Source organism: Myxococcus sp. MISCRS1 (assembly GCF_026626605.1).
GTDB lineage: Bacteria > Myxococcota > Myxococcia > Myxococcales > Myxococcaceae > Myxococcus > Myxococcus fulvus.
In genome coordinates, this window is record NZ_JAPNKB010000001.1 from 6,537,114 (window position 1) to 6,557,418 (window position 20,305).

The 20,305-nt window shown below is 70.7% G+C and carries 19 protein-coding genes; 11 read left to right on the forward strand and 8 right to left on the reverse strand.

Annotated elements, in window-relative coordinates; translation table 11 throughout:
* Nucleotides 1–12: 12 nt before the first annotated feature.
* The 7 genes from OWM54_RS26035 to OWM54_RS26065 form a co-directional block, all read right to left on the reverse strand.
* The gene (locus tag OWM54_RS26035) at nucleotides 13–1,743 is read right to left on the reverse strand and encodes a caspase family protein (RefSeq protein ID WP_223750709.1); all 1,731 of its coding nucleotides are present in this window, start codon (nucleotides 1,741–1,743) and stop codon (nucleotides 13–15) included.
* Nucleotides 1,740–2,486, reverse strand: a complete 747-nt coding sequence (locus OWM54_RS26040; protein ID WP_267699249.1) for a hypothetical protein — start codon at nucleotides 2,484–2,486, stop codon at nucleotides 1,740–1,742. The genes OWM54_RS26035 and OWM54_RS26040 overlap by 4 nt, the downstream gene beginning before the upstream one ends.
* Entirely contained in the window at nucleotides 2,483–3,178 is a 696-nt protein-coding gene (locus OWM54_RS26045) for an RNA polymerase sigma factor (protein WP_223750710.1), read from the reverse strand. Before OWM54_RS26045 ends, OWM54_RS26040 begins: the two co-directional genes overlap by 4 nt.
* A gap of 209 nt (nucleotides 3,179–3,387) precedes the next feature.
* Nucleotides 3,388–3,816 (reverse strand): ADP-ribosylation/crystallin J1, encoded by a 429-nt coding sequence (locus OWM54_RS26050; RefSeq protein WP_267699250.1) that lies wholly within the window; start codon nucleotides 3,814–3,816, stop codon nucleotides 3,388–3,390.
* A 98-nt stretch (nucleotides 3,817–3,914) separates the two neighbouring features.
* Nucleotides 3,915–4,214: a hypothetical protein gene (locus OWM54_RS26055; RefSeq protein WP_267699251.1), complete on the reverse strand. Its 300-nt coding sequence runs from the start codon at nucleotides 4,212–4,214 to the stop codon at nucleotides 3,915–3,917.
* Complete coding sequence (locus OWM54_RS26060; RefSeq protein WP_267699252.1) at nucleotides 4,211–5,062, reverse strand: polymorphic toxin type 50 domain-containing protein; 852 nt, start codon at nucleotides 5,060–5,062, stop codon at nucleotides 4,211–4,213. Before OWM54_RS26060 ends, OWM54_RS26055 begins: the two co-directional genes overlap by 4 nt.
* Before the next feature lie 276 nt (nucleotides 5,063–5,338).
* Nucleotides 5,339–7,615 carry a lamin tail domain-containing protein gene (locus tag OWM54_RS26065; RefSeq protein ID WP_267699253.1) on the reverse strand — a complete coding sequence of 759 codons (2,277 nt, stop codon included), beginning with the start codon at nucleotides 7,613–7,615 and terminating at the stop codon, nucleotides 5,339–5,341.
* A 202-nt stretch (nucleotides 7,616–7,817) separates the two neighbouring features.
* On the opposite strand from OWM54_RS26065, the gene OWM54_RS26070 reads away from it, so the two are divergent.
* The 5 genes from OWM54_RS26070 (at nucleotide 7,818) to OWM54_RS26090 (ending at nucleotide 13,143) form a co-directional block, all read left to right on the forward strand.
* Entirely contained in the window at nucleotides 7,818–8,303 is a 486-nt protein-coding gene (locus OWM54_RS26070) for a transcriptional regulator (protein WP_223750715.1), read from the forward strand.
* Nucleotides 8,304–8,399: 96 nt separating this feature from the next.
* Entirely contained in the window at nucleotides 8,400–9,302 is a 903-nt protein-coding gene (grpE, locus tag OWM54_RS26075) for a nucleotide exchange factor GrpE (RefSeq protein ID WP_223750716.1), read from the forward strand.
* 5 nt (nucleotides 9,303–9,307) lie between these two features.
* Nucleotides 9,308–11,131 (forward strand): molecular chaperone DnaK, encoded by a 1,824-nt coding sequence (gene dnaK / locus OWM54_RS26080; RefSeq protein WP_141326698.1) that lies wholly within the window; start codon nucleotides 9,308–9,310, stop codon nucleotides 11,129–11,131.
* Nucleotides 11,132–11,220: 89 nt separating this feature from the next.
* Entirely contained in the window at nucleotides 11,221–11,520 is a 300-nt protein-coding gene (locus OWM54_RS26085; RefSeq protein WP_223750717.1) for a hypothetical protein, read from the forward strand.
* Between the two features lie 144 nt (nucleotides 11,521–11,664).
* Nucleotides 11,665–13,143 (forward strand): serine/threonine-protein kinase, encoded by a 1,479-nt coding sequence (locus OWM54_RS26090; RefSeq protein WP_267701169.1) that lies wholly within the window; start codon nucleotides 11,665–11,667, stop codon nucleotides 13,141–13,143.
* A 72-nt stretch (nucleotides 13,144–13,215) separates the two neighbouring features.
* On the opposite strand, the gene OWM54_RS26095 is transcribed toward OWM54_RS26090, so the two are convergent.
* Nucleotides 13,216–14,076 (reverse strand): YsnF/AvaK domain-containing protein, encoded by an 861-nt coding sequence (locus OWM54_RS26095; protein WP_223782741.1) that lies wholly within the window; start codon nucleotides 14,074–14,076, stop codon nucleotides 13,216–13,218.
* A gap of 366 nt (nucleotides 14,077–14,442) precedes the next feature.
* On the opposite strand from OWM54_RS26095, the gene OWM54_RS26100 reads away from it, so the two are divergent.
* From OWM54_RS26100 to OWM54_RS26125, 6 genes are all read left to right on the forward strand, one after another.
* Nucleotides 14,443–15,651: an ABC transporter substrate-binding protein gene (locus OWM54_RS26100; protein WP_141331476.1), complete on the forward strand. Its 1,209-nt coding sequence runs from the start codon at nucleotides 14,443–14,445 to the stop codon at nucleotides 15,649–15,651.
* Nucleotides 15,652–16,572, forward strand: coding sequence for a branched-chain amino acid ABC transporter permease (locus OWM54_RS26105; RefSeq protein WP_046716478.1), 921 nt, complete (start codon nucleotides 15,652–15,654; stop codon nucleotides 16,570–16,572).
* The gene (locus OWM54_RS26110) at nucleotides 16,572–17,636 is read left to right on the forward strand and encodes a branched-chain amino acid ABC transporter permease (protein WP_248543065.1); all 1,065 of its coding nucleotides are present in this window, start codon (nucleotides 16,572–16,574) and stop codon (nucleotides 17,634–17,636) included. The genes OWM54_RS26105 and OWM54_RS26110 overlap by 1 nt, the downstream gene beginning before the upstream one ends.
* Nucleotides 17,633–18,517: an ABC transporter ATP-binding protein gene (locus OWM54_RS26115; RefSeq protein ID WP_267699254.1), complete on the forward strand. Its 885-nt coding sequence runs from the start codon at nucleotides 17,633–17,635 to the stop codon at nucleotides 18,515–18,517. Before OWM54_RS26110 ends, OWM54_RS26115 begins: the two co-directional genes overlap by 4 nt.
* Entirely contained in the window at nucleotides 18,514–19,269 is a 756-nt protein-coding gene (locus OWM54_RS26120) for an ABC transporter ATP-binding protein (RefSeq protein ID WP_267699255.1), read from the forward strand. The genes OWM54_RS26115 and OWM54_RS26120 overlap by 4 nt, the downstream gene beginning before the upstream one ends.
* 188 nt (nucleotides 19,270–19,457) lie before the next feature.
* Nucleotides 19,458–20,231 carry a hypothetical protein gene (locus tag OWM54_RS26125; protein WP_223782740.1) on the forward strand — a complete coding sequence of 258 codons (774 nt, stop codon included), beginning with the start codon at nucleotides 19,458–19,460 and terminating at the stop codon, nucleotides 20,229–20,231.
* Nucleotides 20,232–20,305 lie beyond the last annotated feature (74 nt).

Below are 20,305 nucleotides of genomic sequence, written 5' to 3' on the forward strand. Positions count from 1 at the left end.
CCGCTCGGCGCTTCAGCGTCGGAACGCGAGCTCGAGACCGAACATCGTGTCCCACGCGTCGTCGCCATCCAGCGTGACGCGGTCCGCGGAGGCCGTGGCGGCCAACCGCAGGTGCATGCCCAGGAGCCGTCCCGACGCCCCCGCCGCGAGGTGGCCCGTGGAGACGGTGAGGTCTCCCATGCGCTTGTTCGGCGACGACACCCCGAGCATGCCCCAGCCCGCTCCGGCCTCCACGAACAGCGGGGTGCGCCGCACGTCCCGGGTACCCACCAGCGCCAGCACCGTGGCGCGGTGCGTGCGCACGTTCTCGAACCGCTTGGGCATCACCGTGTAGCTGGCGCGCCCGCCGTAATAGAAGTTCGAGTCGCCCTGGCTGCGCCACGACAGGCTGGGGCCGGTGGCGTACGCGTCGAGCCCCAGCGGCGCCTGCTGGCCCACCAGCCCCACCTCCAGGCCGGAGAAGAACGGGTGGGGGGCCGTCAACACGAGCGAGCGGGGCACGAAGCCGCCGCCCTCGGCCGGCGGGAAGGCGCGGGAGAAGTCCACCGGCACCAGGCCCGCGGCGGCCACGTACTGGTCATAGAAGTTCTTGTCGAGCGGCACCGCGAACAGGCCCCGGCGCAGGGCCTCCTCGGCGGGGCCACGCTCCTGGAGCTCGCGCGGCTTCAAGTCCAGCACCCCCTGGCTCAGCTCCGCCAGGGTGATGCGCGCCTCGCTGGTGGGGGTGCGCAGCCAGTACACGTCGCGCTCGGGCAGCCGCAGCATCACGTACTGGTCCTCCGCGCGCCGCACGTCCGCGAGCCGCCGGCCCTCCGCGTCCTCCACGGACACGCGCGACTGGCCGAAGTTCGAGCTCAGCACCAGGCTGGGGCCCGCGGGCGCGGCGCCGACGAGCGGACGGCGCGGCTCGCCGGTGGGCGCGAAGGCGTGGATGCTCAGCCGCGCGGGCAGGCCCTTGACGCCCTGCAGTGACGCGGACACGAAGGCGCCCAGCTCGCTGTACTCCACCTGCCCGTCGCCGTTGATGTCGGCGGCGCCCAAGAGGCCCGAGCGCGCCACGTGGCTGAAGACGCCGGCGCGGATGCGCGACCACTCGTGCGTCTCGCCGTCGTCGCTCTCCGCGAACACGGCGCCCACCATGGGGCGCGTGGCCAGCTGCTCGCGCGCGAGCATGCCGCGCAGCTCCGCCAGCACCGCCGCCTCCGTCTGGCCGCCGCGGCTGCCGACGACACCCGAGGCGCGGCACGCGTCCACGATGAGGTGCACGTAGTCGGCGGCGAGCGGGTCCACCACGTCCGCGTAGAGGCTCGACTTGTCCAGCCGGCCCCCGGCCAGCGTGAAGTAGGCGCGGCCCGCCTCGTCCGTGTTGCCGTGGCCCACGTACACCACGAGCACGTCCGTGGCGCGGCCCGCCTCGTCATCGGCCAGGCTGGCGGCGCGCAGCCGGGCCACCTCGCGCTTCACTTCTTCCGGCGTGGGCGGCCGCGCGCCCGCGAGCACGGGCCGTCCCCCCGCGCGCGTCGCCGCGTCGGGGTCCACCAGCAGCGTCGTCTCCACGCCCAGCCGTTGCAGCGTCTCCGCCCACAGCACGCCGTCATCGTCGGCGAAGCGCAGCGCGGGCAGCGACGGGTCGTCGCTCCCGTTGTGGGCAATCACGAGGGCACGTCGGACCAGGGCATCCGCCGAGGCGTCGCGGGCTGCGAAGAGCGCGGCGACCCCGAGGAGCACTCCCAGCTTGTTCATGGACCTTCCTCTACCCTCAGTGTCTGCTTGAGCACCACTGCCCCCCCCTGCTCCTCCCCTCGCAAGGCCGCCAGGGCCGCGGACGGGCTGCCGGCGAACGCGGCGGTCACCTCCGCCTCGCCCACCGTCTCCGGCAGGGGCACCGTCAGCTCCAGCGGTGCCTCCTGACCCGGGGTGCCCGTCAGCACGAAGGGCCCGGCCATCAGCTCCGCGCGCTGGGTGCCGCGGACCTGGAGGGCCACGTGGGTGTAGGGCGCCTGTCCTCCAGCGGCGAAGGCGAGCATGGCGCCGGCGGGGCAGGCCTCGCTCGCGTGGAGCTCCTTGAGCGGCTGGCCGGGCGTGGCGCAGAAGATGCGCAGCGCGACGCCGGGTGGGGGCGTGCCCAGGCCCCGCGAGCGGAACTCGTCCCGGGGCAGCGACGTGAGCACCACCGCGAGCACCACCGCCGCCAGCGCGCCGCCCAGGGCCGTCAGCGAGGGCCAGCGCGCGGGCGCCTCCAGGGGCGCGGCCGCCGCGAGCGCGGCCTCCAGGCCGCCTTCCGTCAGCGCGTGCCGCTCCACGGAGGAGGGCGCCTCCAGCGAGCCTTCCAGGGCGCGCTGCGCCCAGGCCCAGCGTTCATAGAGCGGGCCACATCGGTGACACAGATGCGCATGGCGCAGCAGGCGGGCGGCCTGGGGCGAGGGCAGCTCACCCTGGGCCTGTCGCGTCAGTCCCGCGTCGATGTGTCGCTCGTACCACCTCATGATGGGATGCTCCCTATGGCGCACAGGGCGAGGGTCGCCAGGAGCACACCCAGCTCCATGCGCCCGGGCTCCGCCGCCGTCTCCAACCAGCCGGAGGTCTTCAGGTACTCGGTGAACTGCGTGCGCAGCCGCCGCTCGCGCACCCGGACCTCTCCGCGGGTGAGCTGGAGCTGCTCGGCGGCGCTCTCCTGGGACAGCCCGTCCACGAAGCGAAGCTGGGCGAGCGCGCGGGCCTCCTCGGGCTGGGACTCCAGGAAGCGGCGCACCAGCTCGCGCACCTCGGTGCCCAGCGCCTCCTCCTCCGGGCTGCGTCCCTCGTTGGGGAGCTGACCGAGCTCCGGCGCCTCGTCCAGGGACACCGCTTCCCGGGACACCCGCCCCGATGCGCGCATCAGGTCGATGGCCGTGGAGCGCGCCACCGTCAGCAGGAAGCCCAGGTAGGGGCGGACCCCGTCGTAGGCCTGTCGCATGTTGGGGCGGAACGCGCGCACGAACGTCTCCTGGTGGGCCGCGTCCAGGTCCAGCGCGGACAGGGAGATGGTGCGGCTGGCTCCTCCCTCCGCGCCCACCGCGAACCGTCGTGAGAGGTAGCGCAGCACCTCCGGCGAATAGGCGCGGTACACCTGGGTGAGGACGGTGGTGTCCCCACGACGGAAGGACTCCAGGACGGAGCGGTCATTGCCTGGCAGCACGGTGTCTCCGACCCACGCGAGCCGAGTCCGAGCCCAATGCCCGGCCAGCCGTCATCCTCGAAAAAGGATACGGAGCGTGCCCTCGAAATGGGTCGTCCACCTCAACGAAGAGGGGTCGATTTCCTTGCGTGGCGGGTCGGAAATAGTTGCCGGGAGGGGGCCATCCCTCCCGGCGGCACTTCAGGCTGGACGGCTCCGGGCCCTTCGGCTCAGCGCGCCGGGCGGGGGACGGCGTGCTGGTGCTCGGCGGGCACCCAGGGGATGGCGGGGCCCTGGTAGTCCGGGCCGAACCAGCCCTCGAGGAAGCGGATGGGGCCCACGAGGTGGGCGTTGAACGTCTCCAGCTCCTCGGCGGGGACCCACAGCTCCTGGTGGAGCCTGGCGCCCACCGTGCGGACGGGGTAGCGGGCCAGGAAGGGCGCGTCCACGTCGAAGGCGGTGACGAAGCCCGCGTGGCCGCTGCCCGCGTCCGGCGCGTTCCAGTCGCGGGCAATCTGCCGGGCGTAGTCCACGTTCATGACGGGGTAGAAGAAGGGCTGGTCCGGCAGCCGGGGAGGGAAGCCCCGGAGGTCGAGCGCCCGGACGAGCTGCGCCTCCTTGAGCCCCACCGGGCGGTACAGCGTGAGCGTCTGCGGCATGGGCGTCTCCTCGAGGAAGGGGCGGGGCCATGCCGGGGGGCATGGCGTGCCGTCGACGCATGCTGGCGTGACGCCCTGACCGCTCCCGCGCCCGAGGGCTACGGCTCCTGGCGGTAGAACACCCACGCCCGGTCCTTGGGAATCAGGGCCGGGGGGTCCAGGCGGATCAACTCGTGGGAGATCTCGTGGTCGTCGGGAAAGTCGGCGATGAGCTGGGTCTCCACCTCGGACATCGTCTCGCGGTCCTCGTCGCGAATCGCGCCCTCGTAGAACGCCTCGAAGTGCAGCTTCTTGTCCTCGAAGCGGACGGTGACGGCGCGCAGCCGGGAGGGAATGGCTCCCAGCAGCGCCCGCTGCAGCGACAGGTGGACCAGGCTGCTTCGGTTGGGGGTGCTCATGGATTGGCGGGGACGATATGCGCGCCCTGACTCGAGTAGTGGATGATTCCGCGCGTCGTCGGCTGGCCGTTGACCTGACCGATGACCTCGCCGAAGTCCACCCGCTCCCGGAAACCCGGCTGACCGCGCGCGACGTTACCCACCGGCTGGCCCTGGCCGGAGAAGCGGTCCAGCAGGCCCTGCGGGTTGGGGTGCGTGAAGGGGCTGCGGCCCGGGATGTAGTTCTGGTGCCCGACGATGTGCTTGCCCTGCTTGGCCTCCTCCAGCAGCACCCTCGCCGCGGCGGGCGCGGCCACACCCTCCACACCCGCGGCCGCCGCCGCTCCACCCACGCGGGGGGCGATGGCACCCGCCGCGGCGCGGGCCGCCCCGACGCCTCCCAGCAGCATCGAGGAGAGGCTCACGGCGTTCTGCGCGGCGGCCTCCGCCTGCGAGCGGGGCTGGATGGCCAGGTCGGTGCGGAAGCGGAAGTCGATGCCGGCGGCCCCCAGGCCCCGGTTGACGCCGGCGTTCACCAGGCTGGCCGAGTCCAGCACGAGGTTCGCGGCGCCCGTGGCGTAGCCCCGCGCCGTGTCCGCCGCCCAGCTGCCCACCCGCTGGGCCCAGCTCGCGCGCGGCGCCTCGGCGGGAGCGCCCGGCGCGGCGCCCGTCACCGCCTGCGCGACCTGTCGACGCTCCCCCGCCGGAGCGGGGTCGAAGCTGGAGACGCCGCGGAACTCCGCGGGAGGCTGCGCCCGAGGCGCAATCGCTGGCGCGGTGGGCTCCGTCCGGGGCTGCTCACGCGGGGCCTCCTCTCGCGAGGTGACAGGCGTGGGAGGACGACGCGTTGACAAGGGAGGGAGGGACATCGGTCTTCTCCGGCTCGACTGGCTTTGAGGAGATTATCCCTCACACCTGACCTTGAGTTGCGTTTGAGGAAAGGCCAGTTGATTCAGGGGTTTGCCCTGATTCCTTTCAAAGACTTCCATCGTGGGATGGGAAGACCCGCCTGGGTCGATGTTGAAGCGGGAGCGCTCCGACCCACCCCGCGCCGAGGTGGCGCGGACGAGGTCGAAGGCTCCCGCCGTCGATGCTGGGCGTCCGGGCTTGCGAGAGCCCGTCGCCCGTGTGGCCTTCAGCGTGGCTCAGAAGGCCGAGCCGTCCACGCGGCGCCCCGGGGAGGCGAGCGAGGAGGACAGCGTGTCGTGGAGCACCCATTCGCCCGCGCCCGTGCCGTCCGGGTTTCGGTTGAAGGAGACGCCCAGCGTGGTGCTGCCGTAGGAGGCATGGTCCTGCTCGGAGCCGTCCGGACGGACCAGGTAGGCGGAGTCGTTCGAGCGGTTGAAGCGAAGTCCGTCGCCACCGTTGGCGCCCGCGGTGTTGGGCACGCCCATGGGCACGGCCGAGGCGTCGCCATACACGGTGTAGACGGCGCCCGGCTGCAGCATCGTCCCCGCGGGGAAGACGTGGCGCGCGGGCTTGTCGCCGCGCCGGGACTCGTCGTCATGCAGCGAGTAGCCGCCCAGGTTCACCGCGGCAGTGCCGGTGTTGCGCACCTCCACGAACATCTTGTCGTAGTCCGGCGGGCCGCCCTCGCTCACCGGCAGCGGCTGGGGCAGGTACTCGTTGATGAAAAGGGTGGGCACGGGCCGGTTGAGGGTGAAGGGGGCATCGCTGATGTCCGCCAGGGTGGAGTCCGCCGCGTCGTTGATGCGCACCCGCGCGGTGGAGGAGCCCTCCGAGGGCACCGTCCACGTGAAGCTGCCCGAGGCCGCGGGCACGGAGGTGGCGATGTCGCTCCACACCACGCCGTTGTCGAGCGAGTACTGCAGCCGCACGTTCTGCACGCCGGAGGCCGTCCAGGTGACGTCGAACGTGCTGCCCGCGGCGAGCACCTCGCCCCCGTTGGGCGCGGTGACCTTCAGCGTGCGCGCCGTCACCTGCCCGAAGTTGTAGCGGCTGATGATGGGGTAGTGGTCGGACGTGGTGGTGCCATAGCGGGTGATGCTCGGGCGCAGCACCGCGGCGGACCCCGGGACGTAGGACTCCAGCATCTCGTTGCTGACCAGCTGGTGGTCGATGAACGTGTTGCGGCTCACCGTGGAGCCGATGCCGGACACGGACATCTCCTGGGTGACGAAGCGGTAGTTGTCGGCGTCGTCCACGAAGTTCCGATAGGGCGTGTCGCGGTTGTTGACGGTGGAGACGTCCACGTCGTCGTTCCAGTCGCCCACCACCATCACCCGCTGCGTGGGCATGCTGCTGTCCAGGTAGCCCTTGAGCAGCTGCCCCGCCTCGAGCCGCCGCTCGTAGTCCGCCGACTCGGTGCCGTTGCTCGTGGCCTTCATGTGCAGCATCAGCACGGACAGGTCCACGTTCGTGCCGGACCGGGTGACGCGCAGGTCCACCCGCAGCGGCGGCCGGCCCGCGAAGTAGTAGTCGCTCGAACCCAGCACGATGCGCGCCTCGCGCACCTGCACCAGGCCCTTCTTGTAGAGGATGCCCAGCTTCTGCTCGTCCGCGTCGTAATAGAAGGAGCCGGACGGCACGAGCGGGTCGCTGGCCAGGAAGCCGTCGTACTCGGGCAGCTGGGCCTTGAGCGCCTCGAAGTGCGCCGCGTCGACCACCTCCGCCAGGCCCCAGACGTCCACGACCGCGCCGGCAATCACCGTCTTCACGTTGGCCAGCTGGAGCGCCTCATCCGACGGCCCCTGTCCCGTGTGGCCGAACCACTCGATGTTCCAGTTGCCCACCGACAGGGGGAAGCTCGTCGAGGGGCCGCCATCCGTCCCGCCTCCGTCCGGCGTGCCCGTGCCCGGCTTCACCTCCAGCGAGTAGCGCGCCTGCGCGGCGATGCCGCTGGCGTCCTCCACCTTCACCGTGAAGCTGGTCGTGCCCGCGAGCGTCGCGACGCCGGTCACCTCGCCGTCCTGCGACAGCGACAGGCCCTCCGGCAGCGCGCCCTCCACCACGGAGAACGTCACCGGGGGCCGCCCGCCCACGCCACCGAAGGTGTACGTGTAGCCATTGCCCGCCACGGCCGCCGTGAGCGTCGCGCCCACGAGCGCCGGCGCCGGCCACACCTTGAGGGTGTACGTCCGCGAGTCCTCGCTCTTCTCCACGTCCACCACGTCGACCTGGAGGGAGTAGTCCCCCGCGGCGCTCGCCGGGCCCGTCAGCCGCCCGTCCGTCGAGTAGAACGAGAAGCCCGGGGGCACCTCCGACTTCAGCGTGTAGCGCAGGGGCGCCGTCCCCCCCGTGGCGGTGATCCGCGTGTCGTAGGGCGCGCCCACCGTGGTGTCGGTCAGCGCGGAGATGTTGGGCAGCTTCGGGCCGCTGCCGGGGTTCGGGTCGTCCCCGCCGGAGCAGGCGCCCAGGAAGGTCAGGATGAGCAGCATCCCGACCGCGCGTTGGATGGACATGAAGGTGGTCTCCCCGAGAAGCGGTGGGGGCTCGGCCGTTCCCCCTATATGGAATCAGACACTCTAGCCGTATCCCGTGGGGGGATGCTCGCGGGACGTGTCCCCTCGGGGAACTGCAATGGCGCCGGGGGATGTCCGTGACATATTCGAGGGCCGCGAAACCCACGGGGGGCGCCGCCGCCCGGACGAGAGGACCTGCGCAATGGCCGAGAAGTGGGACAAGCACCTGATGGAGTTCCTCAAGCGCACCGGCGACGAGCTCAAGCGCACCACCGATGACCTGCGCGGCGAGGCCCAGCGCCTCCTCAAGGAAGTGAAGGACCCGGACAAGCAGGCCAAGGTGAAGGAGGGCCTGGTGCAGCTGCGCACCTGGGCCGCCAGCACCACCAAGGTCGCCGCGGAGAAGATTGAAACCGCCGTGCGCCAGGTCGAGGGCGCCGTGGAGCGCGCCTTCCGTCCCGAGGAGGGCGAGGCGGGCGCGCCGGGCACCACGAAGTCCGAGGCCGCCGACGCCGAGGCCCCCCGGGCCCCGCGCCCCAAGCCCGAACCCAAGGCCGCGAAGAAGGCCGCCCCCGGCACCAAGTCCATCGGCCGCAAGAAGGCCAGCGGGCGCCCGGCCGCCAAGAAGGCCGCTCCAACTTCCAAGAAGACCGTCGGCCGCGCGAAGAAGCCCACCGCCGGAGCGTGAAGTTCCGCCCGGCCTTGAATCAGACAGGTCCGGACTTCCGGTTCCGGTTCCGTCAGTCATTGCCGCCAGTTGGAACGGTTTGCGGCGCGTGAGATAGTGCGCGCCGTGGCCGGCTCCAGTGAAAAGGACAGCATCCAGGCGGAAATCGGGCAGGACGTCATCGACGCGGCGGTCCGCAGCGTCGAGCGTCGCATGGAGGATGAAGAGGTGACCGTCATCGAGGTGGAGGCCCCCCAGGCCGCTGCTTCCGAGGACGCGGCCGCCTCCGTCGCCCCCGAGGATTCCGTGCCTCCCCAGGACTCCCCAGCGCCCTCCGCGACCGCGGAAGAGGTCGCGCAGCTGCGTCAGGAGGTGGAGTCGCTCAAGGCGCAGGTCGAGTTCAGCCAGGCCAAGGGTCGCGAGACCATGGAGCGGCTGCGCGAGGCGCACGAGCGCGCCAAGGAGGCGCAGGACCGCATGGTCCGCGCCGCCGCGGACCTGGAGAACTACCGCAAGCGCGCGCAGAAGGAGAAGGAGGAGGTCCAGCGCTTCGGCTCGGAGAAGCTGCTCAAGGACCTGCTCCCGGTGATGGACAACCTGGACCGCGCGCTCGAGGCCGCGACCAAGTCGCCCGACATCGAGAGCTTCCAGAAGGGCGTGGCCATGACGCGCAAGTCCTTCGAGGACGCGCTCGGCCGCCACGGCGTGAAGTCCTTCAGCGCCAAGGGCCAGCCGTTCGACCCGCGCATGCACGAGGCCATCCAGCAGGTGGAGACGGCCGACACGCCCGCGGGCCACGTGGTCTACGAGGTGGTGCGCGGCTTCTTCCTCAACGAGCGCCTGGTGCGCCCGGCCATGGTCGTCGTCGCGCGCGCGCCCGAGGCCGTCGCCGCGCCCGTCGTGGACGCCGCCGCCTCATCCACCCCCGCGCCCGCCGAGGACTCACCTCCGGCGGAAGCCGAGCCGCGGGCCGAAGCACCCGAGCAGCACACGGACAGCACTTCCGGGGGGAGTCAGTAAGCATCATGGGCAAGGTGATTGGAATCGACCTGGGGACCACCAACTCCTGCGTCGCCGTCATGGAAGGCGGCGAGCCGGTGGTCATCCCCAACAGCGAGGGCAGCCGCACCACGCCCTCCATGGTGGGCTTCACGGACTCCGGTGAGCGGCTGGTGGGCCAGATTGCCAAGCGGCAGGCCATCACCAACCCGGAGAACACCGTGTTCGCCGTGAAGCGGCTCATCGGTCGGAAGTTCGACTCGCCGGAGGCCAAGAAGGCCATCGGCGTGAGCGCCTTCAAGGTGGCCGCGAGCCCCAACGGCGACGCCTGGGTGGAGATCCGCGGCAAGGGCCACAGCCCGCCGGAGGTCTCCGCCATCGTCCTGATGAAGATGAAGCAGACGGCGGAGGACTACCTCGGCGAGCCCGTCACCGAGGCGGTCATCACCGTCCCCGCGTACTTCAACGACAGCCAGCGTCAGGCCACCAAGGACGCCGGCCGCATCGCGGGCCTCAACGTCCTGCGCATCATCAACGAGCCCACCGCCGCGGCGCTCGCGTACGGCCTGGACAAGGTCAAGGACGGCGGCACCGAGCGCGTGGCCGTGTACGATTTGGGCGGCGGCACGTTCGATATCTCCATCCTGGAGCTGACCGCCGGCGTCTTCGAGGTGAAGAGCACCAACGGCGACACGTTCCTGGGCGGCGAGGACTTCGACCAGCGGCTCATCGACTACCTGGCCAAGCGCTTCGCCGAGCAGAACAACGGCCTGGACCTGCGCCGCGACCGCATGGCGCTGCAGCGCCTGAAGGAGGCCGCCGAGCGCGCCAAGCACGAGCTGTCCAGCGCGCCCGAGACGGAGGTGAACCTGCCGTTCATCACCGCGGATGCCTCCGGCCCCAAGCACCTGACGGAGACGGTGGACCGCTCCACCTTCGAGGCGCTGGTGGCGGACCTCATCGACCGCACCATCGAGCCCTGCAAGATCGCCCTCAAGGACGCGGGCCTGACCGCGCAGCACGTCAACCAGGTGCTCCTGGTGGGCGGCATGACGCGCATGCCCCGCGTGCAGCAGAAGGTGCGCGAGTTCTTCGGCAAGGAGCCGCACAAGGGCATCAACCCGGATGAGGTCGTCGCCGTGGGCGCGGCCATCCAGGGCGGCGTGCTCAAGGGCGAGGTGAAGGACGTCCTCCTGCTGGACGTGACGCCGCTGTCCCTGGGCGTCGAGACGGCCGGCGGCGTCTTCACGAAGATCATCGACAAGAACACCACCATCCCCTGCAAGAAGAGCCAGGTGTTCTCCACCGCGGTGGACAACCAGCCGCTGGTGAGCGTGCACGTGCTCCAGGGCGAGCGCGAGATGGCGGCGGACAACAAGACGCTGGCCCGCTTCGAGCTGGTGGGCATCCCGCCGGCGCCGCGTGGCGTGCCGCAGATTGAGGTGTCGTTCGACATCGACGCCAACGGCATCGTGCACGTCAGCGCCAAGGACCTGGGCACCGGCAAGGTCCAGCAGGTGCGCGTGGTGAGCAACTCCGGCCTGTCGGAGGCCGAAATCCAGGCGATGATCAACGACGCCCAGTCGCACGCCGCCGACGACAAGAAGAAGAAGGAGCTGGCGGAGCTGCGCAACAACGCGGACGGCCTCATCTACACCACCGAGAAGAGCCTGGAGGAGTACGCCAGCCTCCTGTCGGAGAAGGACCGCGAGGAGATCAAGTCGGACCTGGAGCGGCTCAAGGGCCTGCTCAACACCTCCGACCCGGTCGCCCTCAAGGAGGCCTTCCAGCGCCTGGAGGGCAGCGCCTACCGCATCGCCGACGCCATCTACACGGGCCAGGCGAGCTGAAGCACCCGCCTCACGGGCGGGGGGATGCAATCGCCGGAACCCTTCCGGCGTAGAGTCAGTCACCCCCTGTCCGTTCCGAGGTCTCAGTCATGGATCCAGTCGAAGGCGTCGTCATGGTGCTCGTGGTGGCGATGACGTGCGGCATCCCCCTGTTGGGGTTGACGCTGCGTTTCTCGCTCAAGCCCGTGCTGGAGGCCTTCATCCGCCTGCGCGAGGCCCAGCTGGGCTCCCACCCGGAGAACGCCCTGCTGCGCGAGCGCGTGGCCTACCTGGAGCGCGTGCTGGAGGCCCACGGCCTCATCGAGGACCGCCGCGTGGTGCTCCCCACCAGCCCCTCCGAGCGCCTGCCGCCCGGCGCCACGGCCCTGAAGGACCGCGAGCGCGTCTAGCCCACGCGGTGTCGTTGACCCACGCACGCTGTTCTTGGTCCCTGGCTTCCCGGGGAATCCCTCCCAGGTTGTAATAGGGGGGTGGAATTCCCTTCCTTGGAGACAGAGGTCGCGTTCCTGCGTGGGCTGGTGGCCGTGCAGCGGATGGCGGACGACATCCTGGAGGACTGCCTCCAGCGCGGCCTGACGCTGGACGCGGGCCTGGACGTCTTCCTCACGCAGTGCGCGCGCATGGTGCATGCGCCCGCGGGCTTCGTCTCCCTGCGCGGCACCCGGGGGCCCGTGCTGACGCGGGTGCTGGGCGAATTGGGCGCGGACGTGTTCGAGGCGGCGCTGTGGCGCGGCCCCCGCCGGCTGCCCAACGGGCGGATGCTGTTCTGCACCCGGCTGAAGCTGGGCACGCTGGAGCTGGGCGGGATGGGGCTCGCGGTGGAGGGCGCCTTCCCGGACGGCGGCGGGCTGGTGATGAAGCTGGTGGAGGCCATCGGCGAGCAGCTCGACACGTCGGTGCTGGCCTTCCTGGCGCTGACGGACGGGCAGGGCCCGCTGGAGCGGCTGGACGACCTGGCCATGGACGACACGCCGGTGCCGCGCGGGCGCATCGGCAAGTACGAGGTCCTCACGCCCCTGGGCACCGGCGGCATGGCCCAGGTGCTGGTGGCGCGGGCCCGGGGCCCGGAGGGGCTGGGCCGGCTGGTGGCCCTCAAGCGCATCCTCCCGCACCTGACGGCGGACCCGGCCATCGTCCAGCAGTTCCTGGACGAGGCGCGCATCGGCCTGCGGCTGGCGCACCCCAACCTGGTGCACGTGTACGACTTCGGCGAGGCGCAGGGGGCGTACTTCATCGCCATGGAGCTGGTGCGGGGCGTGGACTTGGACCGGCTCCTGCGCGCGCGCCGGGGGCCCCTGATGCCCGAGCAGGCGGTGGCGGTGGTGGTGCAGGCGCTGCACGGCCTGCAGGCGGCGCACTCGCTCAAGGGCGAGGACGGCAAGCCGCTGCACCTGGTGCACCGGGATTTGTCCCCGCACAACCTGATGGTGGGCTTCGACGGGCGGGTGAAGATTCTCGACTTCGGGGTGGCCAAGGCGCGCGCCCAGCGGACCATGACGCTGCCGGGCATCGTGAAGGGCAAGCCCCTGTACATGTCCCCGGAGCAGGCGCGGGGGCAGCGGTTGGACGCGCGCAGTGATTTGTTCGCGATGGGGCTCATCCTCTACGAGGCGCTCACCGGCAAGCGGGCGTTCGACCGGGGCGACGAACTGCGCTCCATGCAGGCCATCTGCGACGAGCGGCTGACGCGCCCGGACTCCATCTCCCAGCCGCTGTGGGACGTGCTGGAGATGGCCCTGGCCAAGTCGCCCACGGCGCGCTTCTCCGACGCCCTGGAGATGGCGGAGCGGCTGCAGGACGCCCTCACGCCGGTGAAGGACGCGGAGCTGGCGCGGCTGATGGCCCGGCACTTCCCGGACCGGCTGCGCGAGTTGCAGCAGCTGGACCGCACCGAGGCGCAGCAGGGCCGCCTGGGCGTGTCACCGCCCGCGGTGGCGCAGGACATCGAGGACGTGGACACCGAGCCGCGCCCGCGTCCCTCGCCCCAGCCCCAGAAGAAGGCCGCGCGCTGACCCCGGCACCGCCCCCGTGCTGTCGGGGAGCGGTGGCCGGGTGCCATGCCTTCACTTCACGCGACCGAGGCCTCAGGAGCGGCGCAGCGACGGGTCGTCGGACGTCGCGTTGAGGGTGCGCGGCGCGTCGACCTCGCCCTCGGTGCGGATGTCCACGTTCTCGTGGCGCACCCGCTCGGTGAAGCGGCGCTCCTCCTCGACGACGTCCTTGTGGATGACGACCTCCTCGTCGAGCACCTGGCGCTTGATGACCTCCGCCTCCTCGGCGTGCAGGGGGACGACGATGGTCTCGTCCTTGAACGCGCCCGTCACCGGCGTGTCCGACGTCACCGCCCGCCGCTCCACGCGGACCCGCTCGTGGCGCAGGGGGACCTTCACCACCTCCTCCTCCTCCACGATCTCCTTGTGCACGCGCAGCTCTCCGGCCTGCATGTCGTGCTTCTCCACGCTCAGCCGCTCCCGGTGGACGGGGATGGAGATGTCACGGTTGTCGTTCCACTCCGTCTTGGCGCGCCGCAGCTCCGTGTCCGCCTTCATGTTGGCCTGGTAGCCGACGTCCTCCTTCAAGCCCGTGGTGGGCAGCGGCGTCACCGAGGCCCGGCCCGCGTTCAGGTCCGTCTCCCGCACGCGCGTCTCCGTCACCGTGCGCTCGGACGCCAGCCCCATGGCGCCGGCGGTGCCCAGGTCCGCGCCGCTCCGGGTGCGCTCCGCCTCGGAGACCTGCTGCAGGGCCTCCTTGCCGCGGTTGAGGATGACCTCCCCGTTGCGAATCTCGCTCACCTCGGTGAAGGAGACCCGGTAGTCCTTGGGGAAGAACAGGCCTCTCTCGATGTGGAACGCGTCGTCGCCGATGGCGAAGACCTTGCCGAGCTTCTCGTCGTCGATGCTGCGGACAACCATCCCTTCGCGTACGTCCTTCTTGTTCTTGAGCATGGCTGGCTCCTCCTGAATGCCTCCTGCTGCATCACCGGGAAGGTGGGAGCGGGTCCGCGGATGAACAGTGTCTCGCCAACATGCGTGCTCAGGGCTCGCCCCCGTGGTCGCCGTCGCGCCCATGCCCGCCTGCCCTCGCGAACGCGGCCCTGTCCACTTTCCGGGCACCCCCGGCGAAGCGGGTGGGAGGACGCCGGAGCCTGGGATTCGAGCGCTCCGCCCTCGATGGGGGCTCGCGTGACGCGCCGCACGGAGGGTACGTGGGGGGAGGGCCTGTCTGGCAGCGCGCTTGACCCATGGAGAGGGCTCCCCTAGAAAACCGGGGCTTTGACTCGCAGCACCCCCTGTTGAGGAGGATTGCTCCGCATGCGACGCCTTGCCCCGATGCTGCTCGCCGCGCTCGCCGTCTTGGCGGCCGCCTGCGAGAAGAAGACGCAGCCCACCCCTTCCGGTGAGGCCGGCACGCAGGCCGCGCAGGGACAGGCCCCAAGCCCCGGCGGCGGCACGCCCGCGGGCGCGGACACCATCCTGCTGGGCCAGGTGGGCGCGCTCACCGGAGGCCAGGCGACGTTCGGCATCTCCACGCGCAACGGCATCGAGCTGGCGCTCAAGGAGGCCAACGCCGCGGGCGGCGTGAACGGCAAGAAGCTGGCGATCCGCGTCTACGACAACCAGAGCAAGCCGGAGGAGGCCGCGCAGGCCGCCACCCGCCTGATTACGCAGGACAAGGTGGTGCTCATCCTGGGCGACGTGGCCTCGTCCAACTCGCTGGCCATGGCGGAGAAGGCGCAGGCGGCGGGCGTGCCCATGATTACCCCTTCGTCCACCAACACCACGGTGACGGAGAAGGGCGACTACATCTTCCGCGTGTGCTTCATCGACCCGTTCCAGGGCTTCGTGATGGCGAAGTTCGCCCGCGACGACCTGAAGCTCGGCAAGGTGGCGGTGCTGCAGGACAACAAGAGCGCCTACTCCATCGACCTGTCGGGCGTGTTCACGCGCAAGTTCACGGAGATGGGCGGGAAGATCGCCACCACGGAGAGCTACAGCCAGGGCGACACCGACTACCGCGCGCAGCTGACCGCCATCAAGAAGACGCAGCCGGACGGCATCTACGTGCCGGGCTACTACAGCGAGGTGGGCGTCATCGCCCGCCAGGCGCGCGAGGTGGGCCTCAAGGTGCCGCTGATGGGCGGCGACGGCTGGGACTCCGAGAAGCTCTTCGAGCTGGGCGGCAGCGCCATCACCGGCAGCTACTTCTCCAACCACTACTCGCCGGACAACCCGGACCCCCGCGTGCAGAAGTTCATCGCGGACTACAAGGCGGCCTACGGCGGCGTCCCGGACGCGCTCGCGGCGCTGGGCTACGACGCGGCCCGCGTGGCGATTGAAGCGCTCAAGCGCGCCAAGGATTTGAGCGGCCCGTCCGTGCGCGACGCGATTGCCCAGACCAAGGACTTCCCGGGCGTGGCGGGCACCGTCACCCTGGATGAGAAGCGCAACGCCGTGAAGTCCGCCGTCGTCCTCAAGGTCGGGGATGGCAAGACGCAGTACGTGACGACCATCAATCCCTAAATGGCGCAGCTCCTCCAGCACCTCATCAACGGCCTGGCCGCCGGCACCATCTACGCGCTCGTCGCGCTCGGCTACACGATGGTGTACGGCGTCCTCAAGCTCATCAACTTCGCCCACGGCGACGTCATGATGGTCGGCGTCTACATGGGCTACGCCACCGCGTTCGCGATCGGACGCGAGGCGCGCGGCTCGTTCCTGGGCATCGCCGCCGTCTTCGCGGTGGCCATGCTGGGCTGCGCGCTCATGGGCTTCCTCATCGAGCGCTTCGCCTACCGGCCCCTGCGCGAGAAGCCCCGGCTGACGGCGCTCATCACCGCCATCGGCATCTCCTTCGCCCTGTCCTACGGCTTCCAGCTGGACATCGGCTTCCTGCCGGGCGCCAGCCCCCGCGCGTTCCCCGAAATCATCGAGCCCACCGAGTGGCTCATCATCGGAGACCGCGACGTCGTGGTGTGGAACTGGCAGGTCATCAGCTTCCTCATCGCCGTGGGGTTGATGGTGGGCCTGCAGTACCTGGTGTTCGGCACGCGCTTCGGCCGGGCCATGCGCGCGGTGTCCTGGGACCACCGGGTGGCGGCGCTGATGGGCATCCCCACCGACCGGGTCATCGCGCTGACGTTCATGCTCAGCAGCGGCCTGGCCGCGGGCGCGGGCCTGCTCTACGCCATCAAGGACACGTCGGTGAGCCCGCTGATGGGCCTGTACGTGGGCCTCAAGGCCTTCGTCGCGGCGGTGATTGGCGGCATCGGCCACGTGCCGGGCGCGGTGGTGGGCGCGCTGGTGCTGGGGCTGGTGGAGGAGTTCGTCGTCGGCTACGCGGCCAGCACCTGGCGCGACGCGGTGGCCTTCGGCTTCCTCATCCTGGTGCTGCTCGTGAAGCCCGGTGGCCTGTTCGGCCGGGTCGCCGCGGAGAAGGTCTGATGGAGACCCCCGCGCTTCCCATCCCCGAGGCCCGCACGCTCGTGCCGCCCTCGCTGCGTGGCGTGCTGCCGTTGCTCGTCGCCATCCCCACGCTGGTGCTGTTCCAGTGGGCGCTGAGCGGCTCCGACTTCGCCACGTACCTGTTGTCCGTCGTCGGCGTGAACATCATCCTCGCGGTGAGCCTCAACATCGTGAACGGGATGACGGGGCAGTTCTCCATCGGCCACGCGGGCTTCATGGCCGTGGGCGCGTACATCGCCGGGTACTGCTCGCTGCAGCTCAAGGAGGTGGCGCTGTCCTTCCTCCCCGTGGCGGCCAGCGACCAGGTGCTCTTCACCGTGGCGCTGCTCGCGGGCGGCGTCGCGGCGGCGGCGTGCGGCTTCCTGGTGGGCCTGCCGTCCCTGCGCCTGCGCGGTGACTACCTGGCCATCGTCACGCTGGGCTTCGGCGAAATCATCCGCGTCGTGGTGCAGAACACGGACGCGTTCGGCCGCGCGCTGGGCCTGTCGGGCATCCCCCAGTACTCGAGCCCCGGCATGGTGTTCTTCTGGGTGTTCCTGGTGGTGCTGGCCGCGCGCCGCATCGCCGGCTCCAGCCACGGCCGCAGCCTGTGGGCCATCCGCGAGGACGAGGTGGCCGCCGAGGCCATGGGCGTGGACACCACCGGCTACAAGGTGCGCGCGTTCGTCTTCTCGTCGTTCTTCGCGGGCATCGCCGGCGGCCTGTTCGCCCACTTCGTGCCCATCATCAACCCCGGCTCCTTCACCTTCGTGCGCTCGATGGAAATCGTCGTCATGGTGGTGCTGGGCGGCCTGGGCTCCACCACGGGCGCCTTCGTCGCGGCCATCTTCCTGACGCTGCTGCCCGAAGGCATGCGCTCCCTGTTCGGCGCGCTGGGCACCGAGGGCAGCCTGGCGCAGCGGGTGGACCAGATTCGCATGCCCATCTACGGCCTGTTGCTCGTCGTCTTGATGCTCGCCAGGCCCCAGGGCCTGTTCGGCACGAAGGAGATCTGGGACGTGCTGCCACGGTGGCTGCCCCGCAAGCGCCGGGGGCTGGCGTGAGCGCGAACGTGACGGCCCTCTCCTCCACGTCCCCCGAGCCCGTGCTGGTGGCGGACGGCGTGAGCATCCAGTTCGGCGGCCTCAAGGCGCTCACCGACTTCCACCTGTCCATCCGGCAGGGGGACTTGCTGGGCCTCATCGGCCCCAACGGCGCGGGCAAGTCCACCGCGTTCAACGTGCTGACGGGCGTCTACCAGCCCACCCAGGGCGTGGTGCGCGTGGGCGGCACGCAGGTCAACGGGCGCAAGCCGCATCAAATCAACCTGCTGGGCGTGGCGCGCACCTTCCAGAACATCCGCCTGTTCCGCGCGCTCTCCGCGCTGGACAACGTGAAGGTGGCCTGCCGCGCTCAGACGGCGCTGCACCAGTCCAGCCTCAGCGTGGGCTCCAAGCTGCGCAACGCGGCCCACAACTACGCGGACTGGTGGCGCTCGCTCCTGCTCACCCCGGGCTTCCAGCGCGAGGAGCGGCGGCTGACCGAGCAGGCCGAGCACCTGCTGGAGGTCATGGGCCTGTCGCACCGCCGCGACGAGGAGGCGCGAAACCTCCCCTACGGTGAGCAGCGCCGGCTGGAGATTGCCCGCGCCCTGGGCAGCCAGCCCCGGGTGCTGCTGCTCGACGAGCCCGCCGCCGGCATGAACACGCGCGAGAAGGCGGACCTGATGGTGCTCATCCGCAAGCTGCGCGACGACTTCAAGCTGGGTGTGCTGGTCATCGAGCACGACATGAAGCTGGTGATGGGCATCTGCGAGCGCATCACCGTGCTGGACCACGGCGAGACCATCGCGCGCGGGGCGCCCGCCGAGGTGCGCAGCGACCGCAAGGTCATCGAGGCGTACCTGGGCGACAGCTACCTGGAGAGTCACGGAGGCGCGGCGTGAGCGAGGCGCAGGTGAAGACGCTGGGTGAGCGCCAGGCCTTCGCGCCGCTCCTGACGGTGGAGGGCATCAAGGTCCACTACGGCGCCATCCAGGCCCTGAAGGGCGTGTCGCTGACGGTGGGCAAGGGTGAAGTCGTCGCCCTCATCGGCGCCAACGGCGCGGGCAAGACGAGCACCCTGCGCGCGGTGAGCGGCATGCTCAAGGCCAGCGCCGGGAAGATTCGCTTCGGCGGCCAGGACACCACCCACCTCAAGGCGCACCAGCTGGTGCCCCGGGGCATGGCGCACGCGCCGGAGGGGCGGGGCATCTTCCCCAACATGTCCGTGCTGGAGAACCTGGAGCTGGGCGCCTACCTGCGCCGCGACACCGCGGAGGTGAAGGCGGACATGGAGAAGAGCTTCACGCTCTTCCCCGTGCTCAAGGAGCGGCGCACCCAGATGGCGGGCACGCTGTCCGGCGGCGAGCAGCAGATGCTGGCCATCGCCCGCGCGCTGCTCAGCCGGCCCCAGCTGCTCTTGTTGGACGAGCCCTCGCTGGGCCTCGCCCCGCAGGTGACGGAGACCATCTTCCGCACCCTGCGCGAGGTGAACCAGACGGGTGTCAGCGTGCTGCTGGTGGAGCAGAACGCCCACCTGGCGCTCAACTGCGCCCACTACGGCTACGTGCTGGAGACGGGCGAGGTGGCGATGGCGGGCCCCGGCAAGGCGCTCCTGGAGAGCGCGGAGGTGCGCCGGGCCTACCTGGGTGAATAGCTTCCGGAGGCCGATTTTCAGCCTCCGAAGCGCCCGCTTCCGTCCGGCCGCGGACGCTTCTGGGGTGTGCGTGACACCTGGAAACTGGCGGCCGTCCCAATCTCGGGTAGTCAGAAGTCGAGCAGTTCTATTAGCGTCGTCCGACGCACCGCGTTCATCTCCCACACCAAATTTCAGGAAGCGCGCCCATGCCTTCGTTGTCTCGCCTCCTTGCCGCCCTTGCCACCCTGTCGCTGATTTCACTCGCGTGCGTCAGCGCCCAGAAGACCGACCCCAACCAGCAGGCGACCTCCACCGTCGAGGAGCTGCCGAACGAGGGCGGTGAGTCGGGGGGCCAGCCGGCCGCCGCCGCGGGCCCGCAGCTGACCGAGGTGACGGCCGAAGAGGGCTTCACCGTGAAGATGCCGGGCCAGCCCCAGGTCCAGCGCCAGAAGGTGAACATCCCCGCGGGCGAGGTCTCCACGGCGGCGTACTCGCTGCAGACCGCCGAGGGCGTCATCTACTCCATCAGCACCGCGGACTACCCGGAGAAGGTCGTCGCGAGCCGTCCTCCCGAGGCGTTCCTCAACGAGGGCCGCGACGGCCTCACCAACCAGCTCAAGGGCACCGTCAGCAACGAGCAGGAGCTCACGCTGGATGGCTACCCCGGCAAGTCCTACACGGTGTCCTCGCCCAACGGCGAGGTGCGCGCGCGCAACTACCTGGTGGGCCCGCGCCTCTACACCATGCTGGTCCTCTACAACCCGAGCATCGGCGCGCCGGGCGCGGAGGACTTCCTGGGCTCGCTGGGGCTGGTGAATCCTCCTCCGGCCATTCCGCGCGCGGGCGCGGCGGGCGCGGATGGTGGCGTGGGTGACGGTGGCACGGACCCGGACGCGGGTGCTGTCGAGGCCACGGCTCCGGACGCAGGTGCCCCGGATGCGGGCGCTCCCGCCCCCGCGAAGCGTCGTCGCGCCAAGTAGTCGGAGGGCTCGCCCCGGGCCGCGCTCCCTTCACCGGGGAGCGTGCAGCCGGCGACACGGGCCCCGTTGCTGTT

Coding starts and splice junctions, on each gene's coding strand:
- OWM54_RS26035 (WP_223750709.1), bottom strand. CDS start 1,743: ATGAACAAGCTGGGAGTGCTCCTCGGGGTCGCCGCGCTCTTCGCAGCC.
- OWM54_RS26040 (WP_267699249.1), bottom strand. CDS start 2,486: ATGAGGTGGTACGAGCGACACATCGACGCGGGACTGACGCGACAGGCC.
- OWM54_RS26050 (WP_267699250.1), bottom strand. CDS start 3,816: ATGCCGCAGACGCTCACGCTGTACCGCCCGGTGGGGCTCAAGGAGGCG.
- OWM54_RS26055 (WP_267699251.1), bottom strand. CDS start 4,214: ATGAGCACCCCCAACCGAAGCAGCCTGGTCCACCTGTCGCTGCAGCGG.
- OWM54_RS26060 (WP_267699252.1), bottom strand. CDS start 5,062: ATGTCCCTCCCTCCCTTGTCAACGCGTCGTCCTCCCACGCCTGTCACC.
- OWM54_RS26065 (WP_267699253.1), bottom strand. CDS start 7,615: ATGTCCATCCAACGCGCGGTCGGGATGCTGCTCATCCTGACCTTCCTG.
- OWM54_RS26070 (WP_223750715.1), top strand. CDS start 7,818: ATGGCCGAGAAGTGGGACAAGCACCTGATGGAGTTCCTCAAGCGCACC.
- dnaK (WP_141326698.1), top strand. CDS start 9,308: ATGGGCAAGGTGATTGGAATCGACCTGGGGACCACCAACTCCTGCGTC.
- OWM54_RS26085 (WP_223750717.1), top strand. CDS start 11,221: ATGGATCCAGTCGAAGGCGTCGTCATGGTGCTCGTGGTGGCGATGACG.
- OWM54_RS26090 (WP_267701169.1), top strand. CDS start 11,665: ATGGCGGACGACATCCTGGAGGACTGCCTCCAGCGCGGCCTGACGCTG.
- OWM54_RS26095 (WP_223782741.1), bottom strand. CDS start 14,076: ATGCTCAAGAACAAGAAGGACGTACGCGAAGGGATGGTTGTCCGCAGC.
- OWM54_RS26100 (WP_141331476.1), top strand. CDS start 14,443: ATGCGACGCCTTGCCCCGATGCTGCTCGCCGCGCTCGCCGTCTTGGCG.
- OWM54_RS26105 (WP_046716478.1), top strand. CDS start 15,652: ATGGCGCAGCTCCTCCAGCACCTCATCAACGGCCTGGCCGCCGGCACC.
- OWM54_RS26110 (WP_248543065.1), top strand. CDS start 16,572: ATGGAGACCCCCGCGCTTCCCATCCCCGAGGCCCGCACGCTCGTGCCG.
- OWM54_RS26125 (WP_223782740.1), top strand. CDS start 19,458: ATGCCTTCGTTGTCTCGCCTCCTTGCCGCCCTTGCCACCCTGTCGCTG.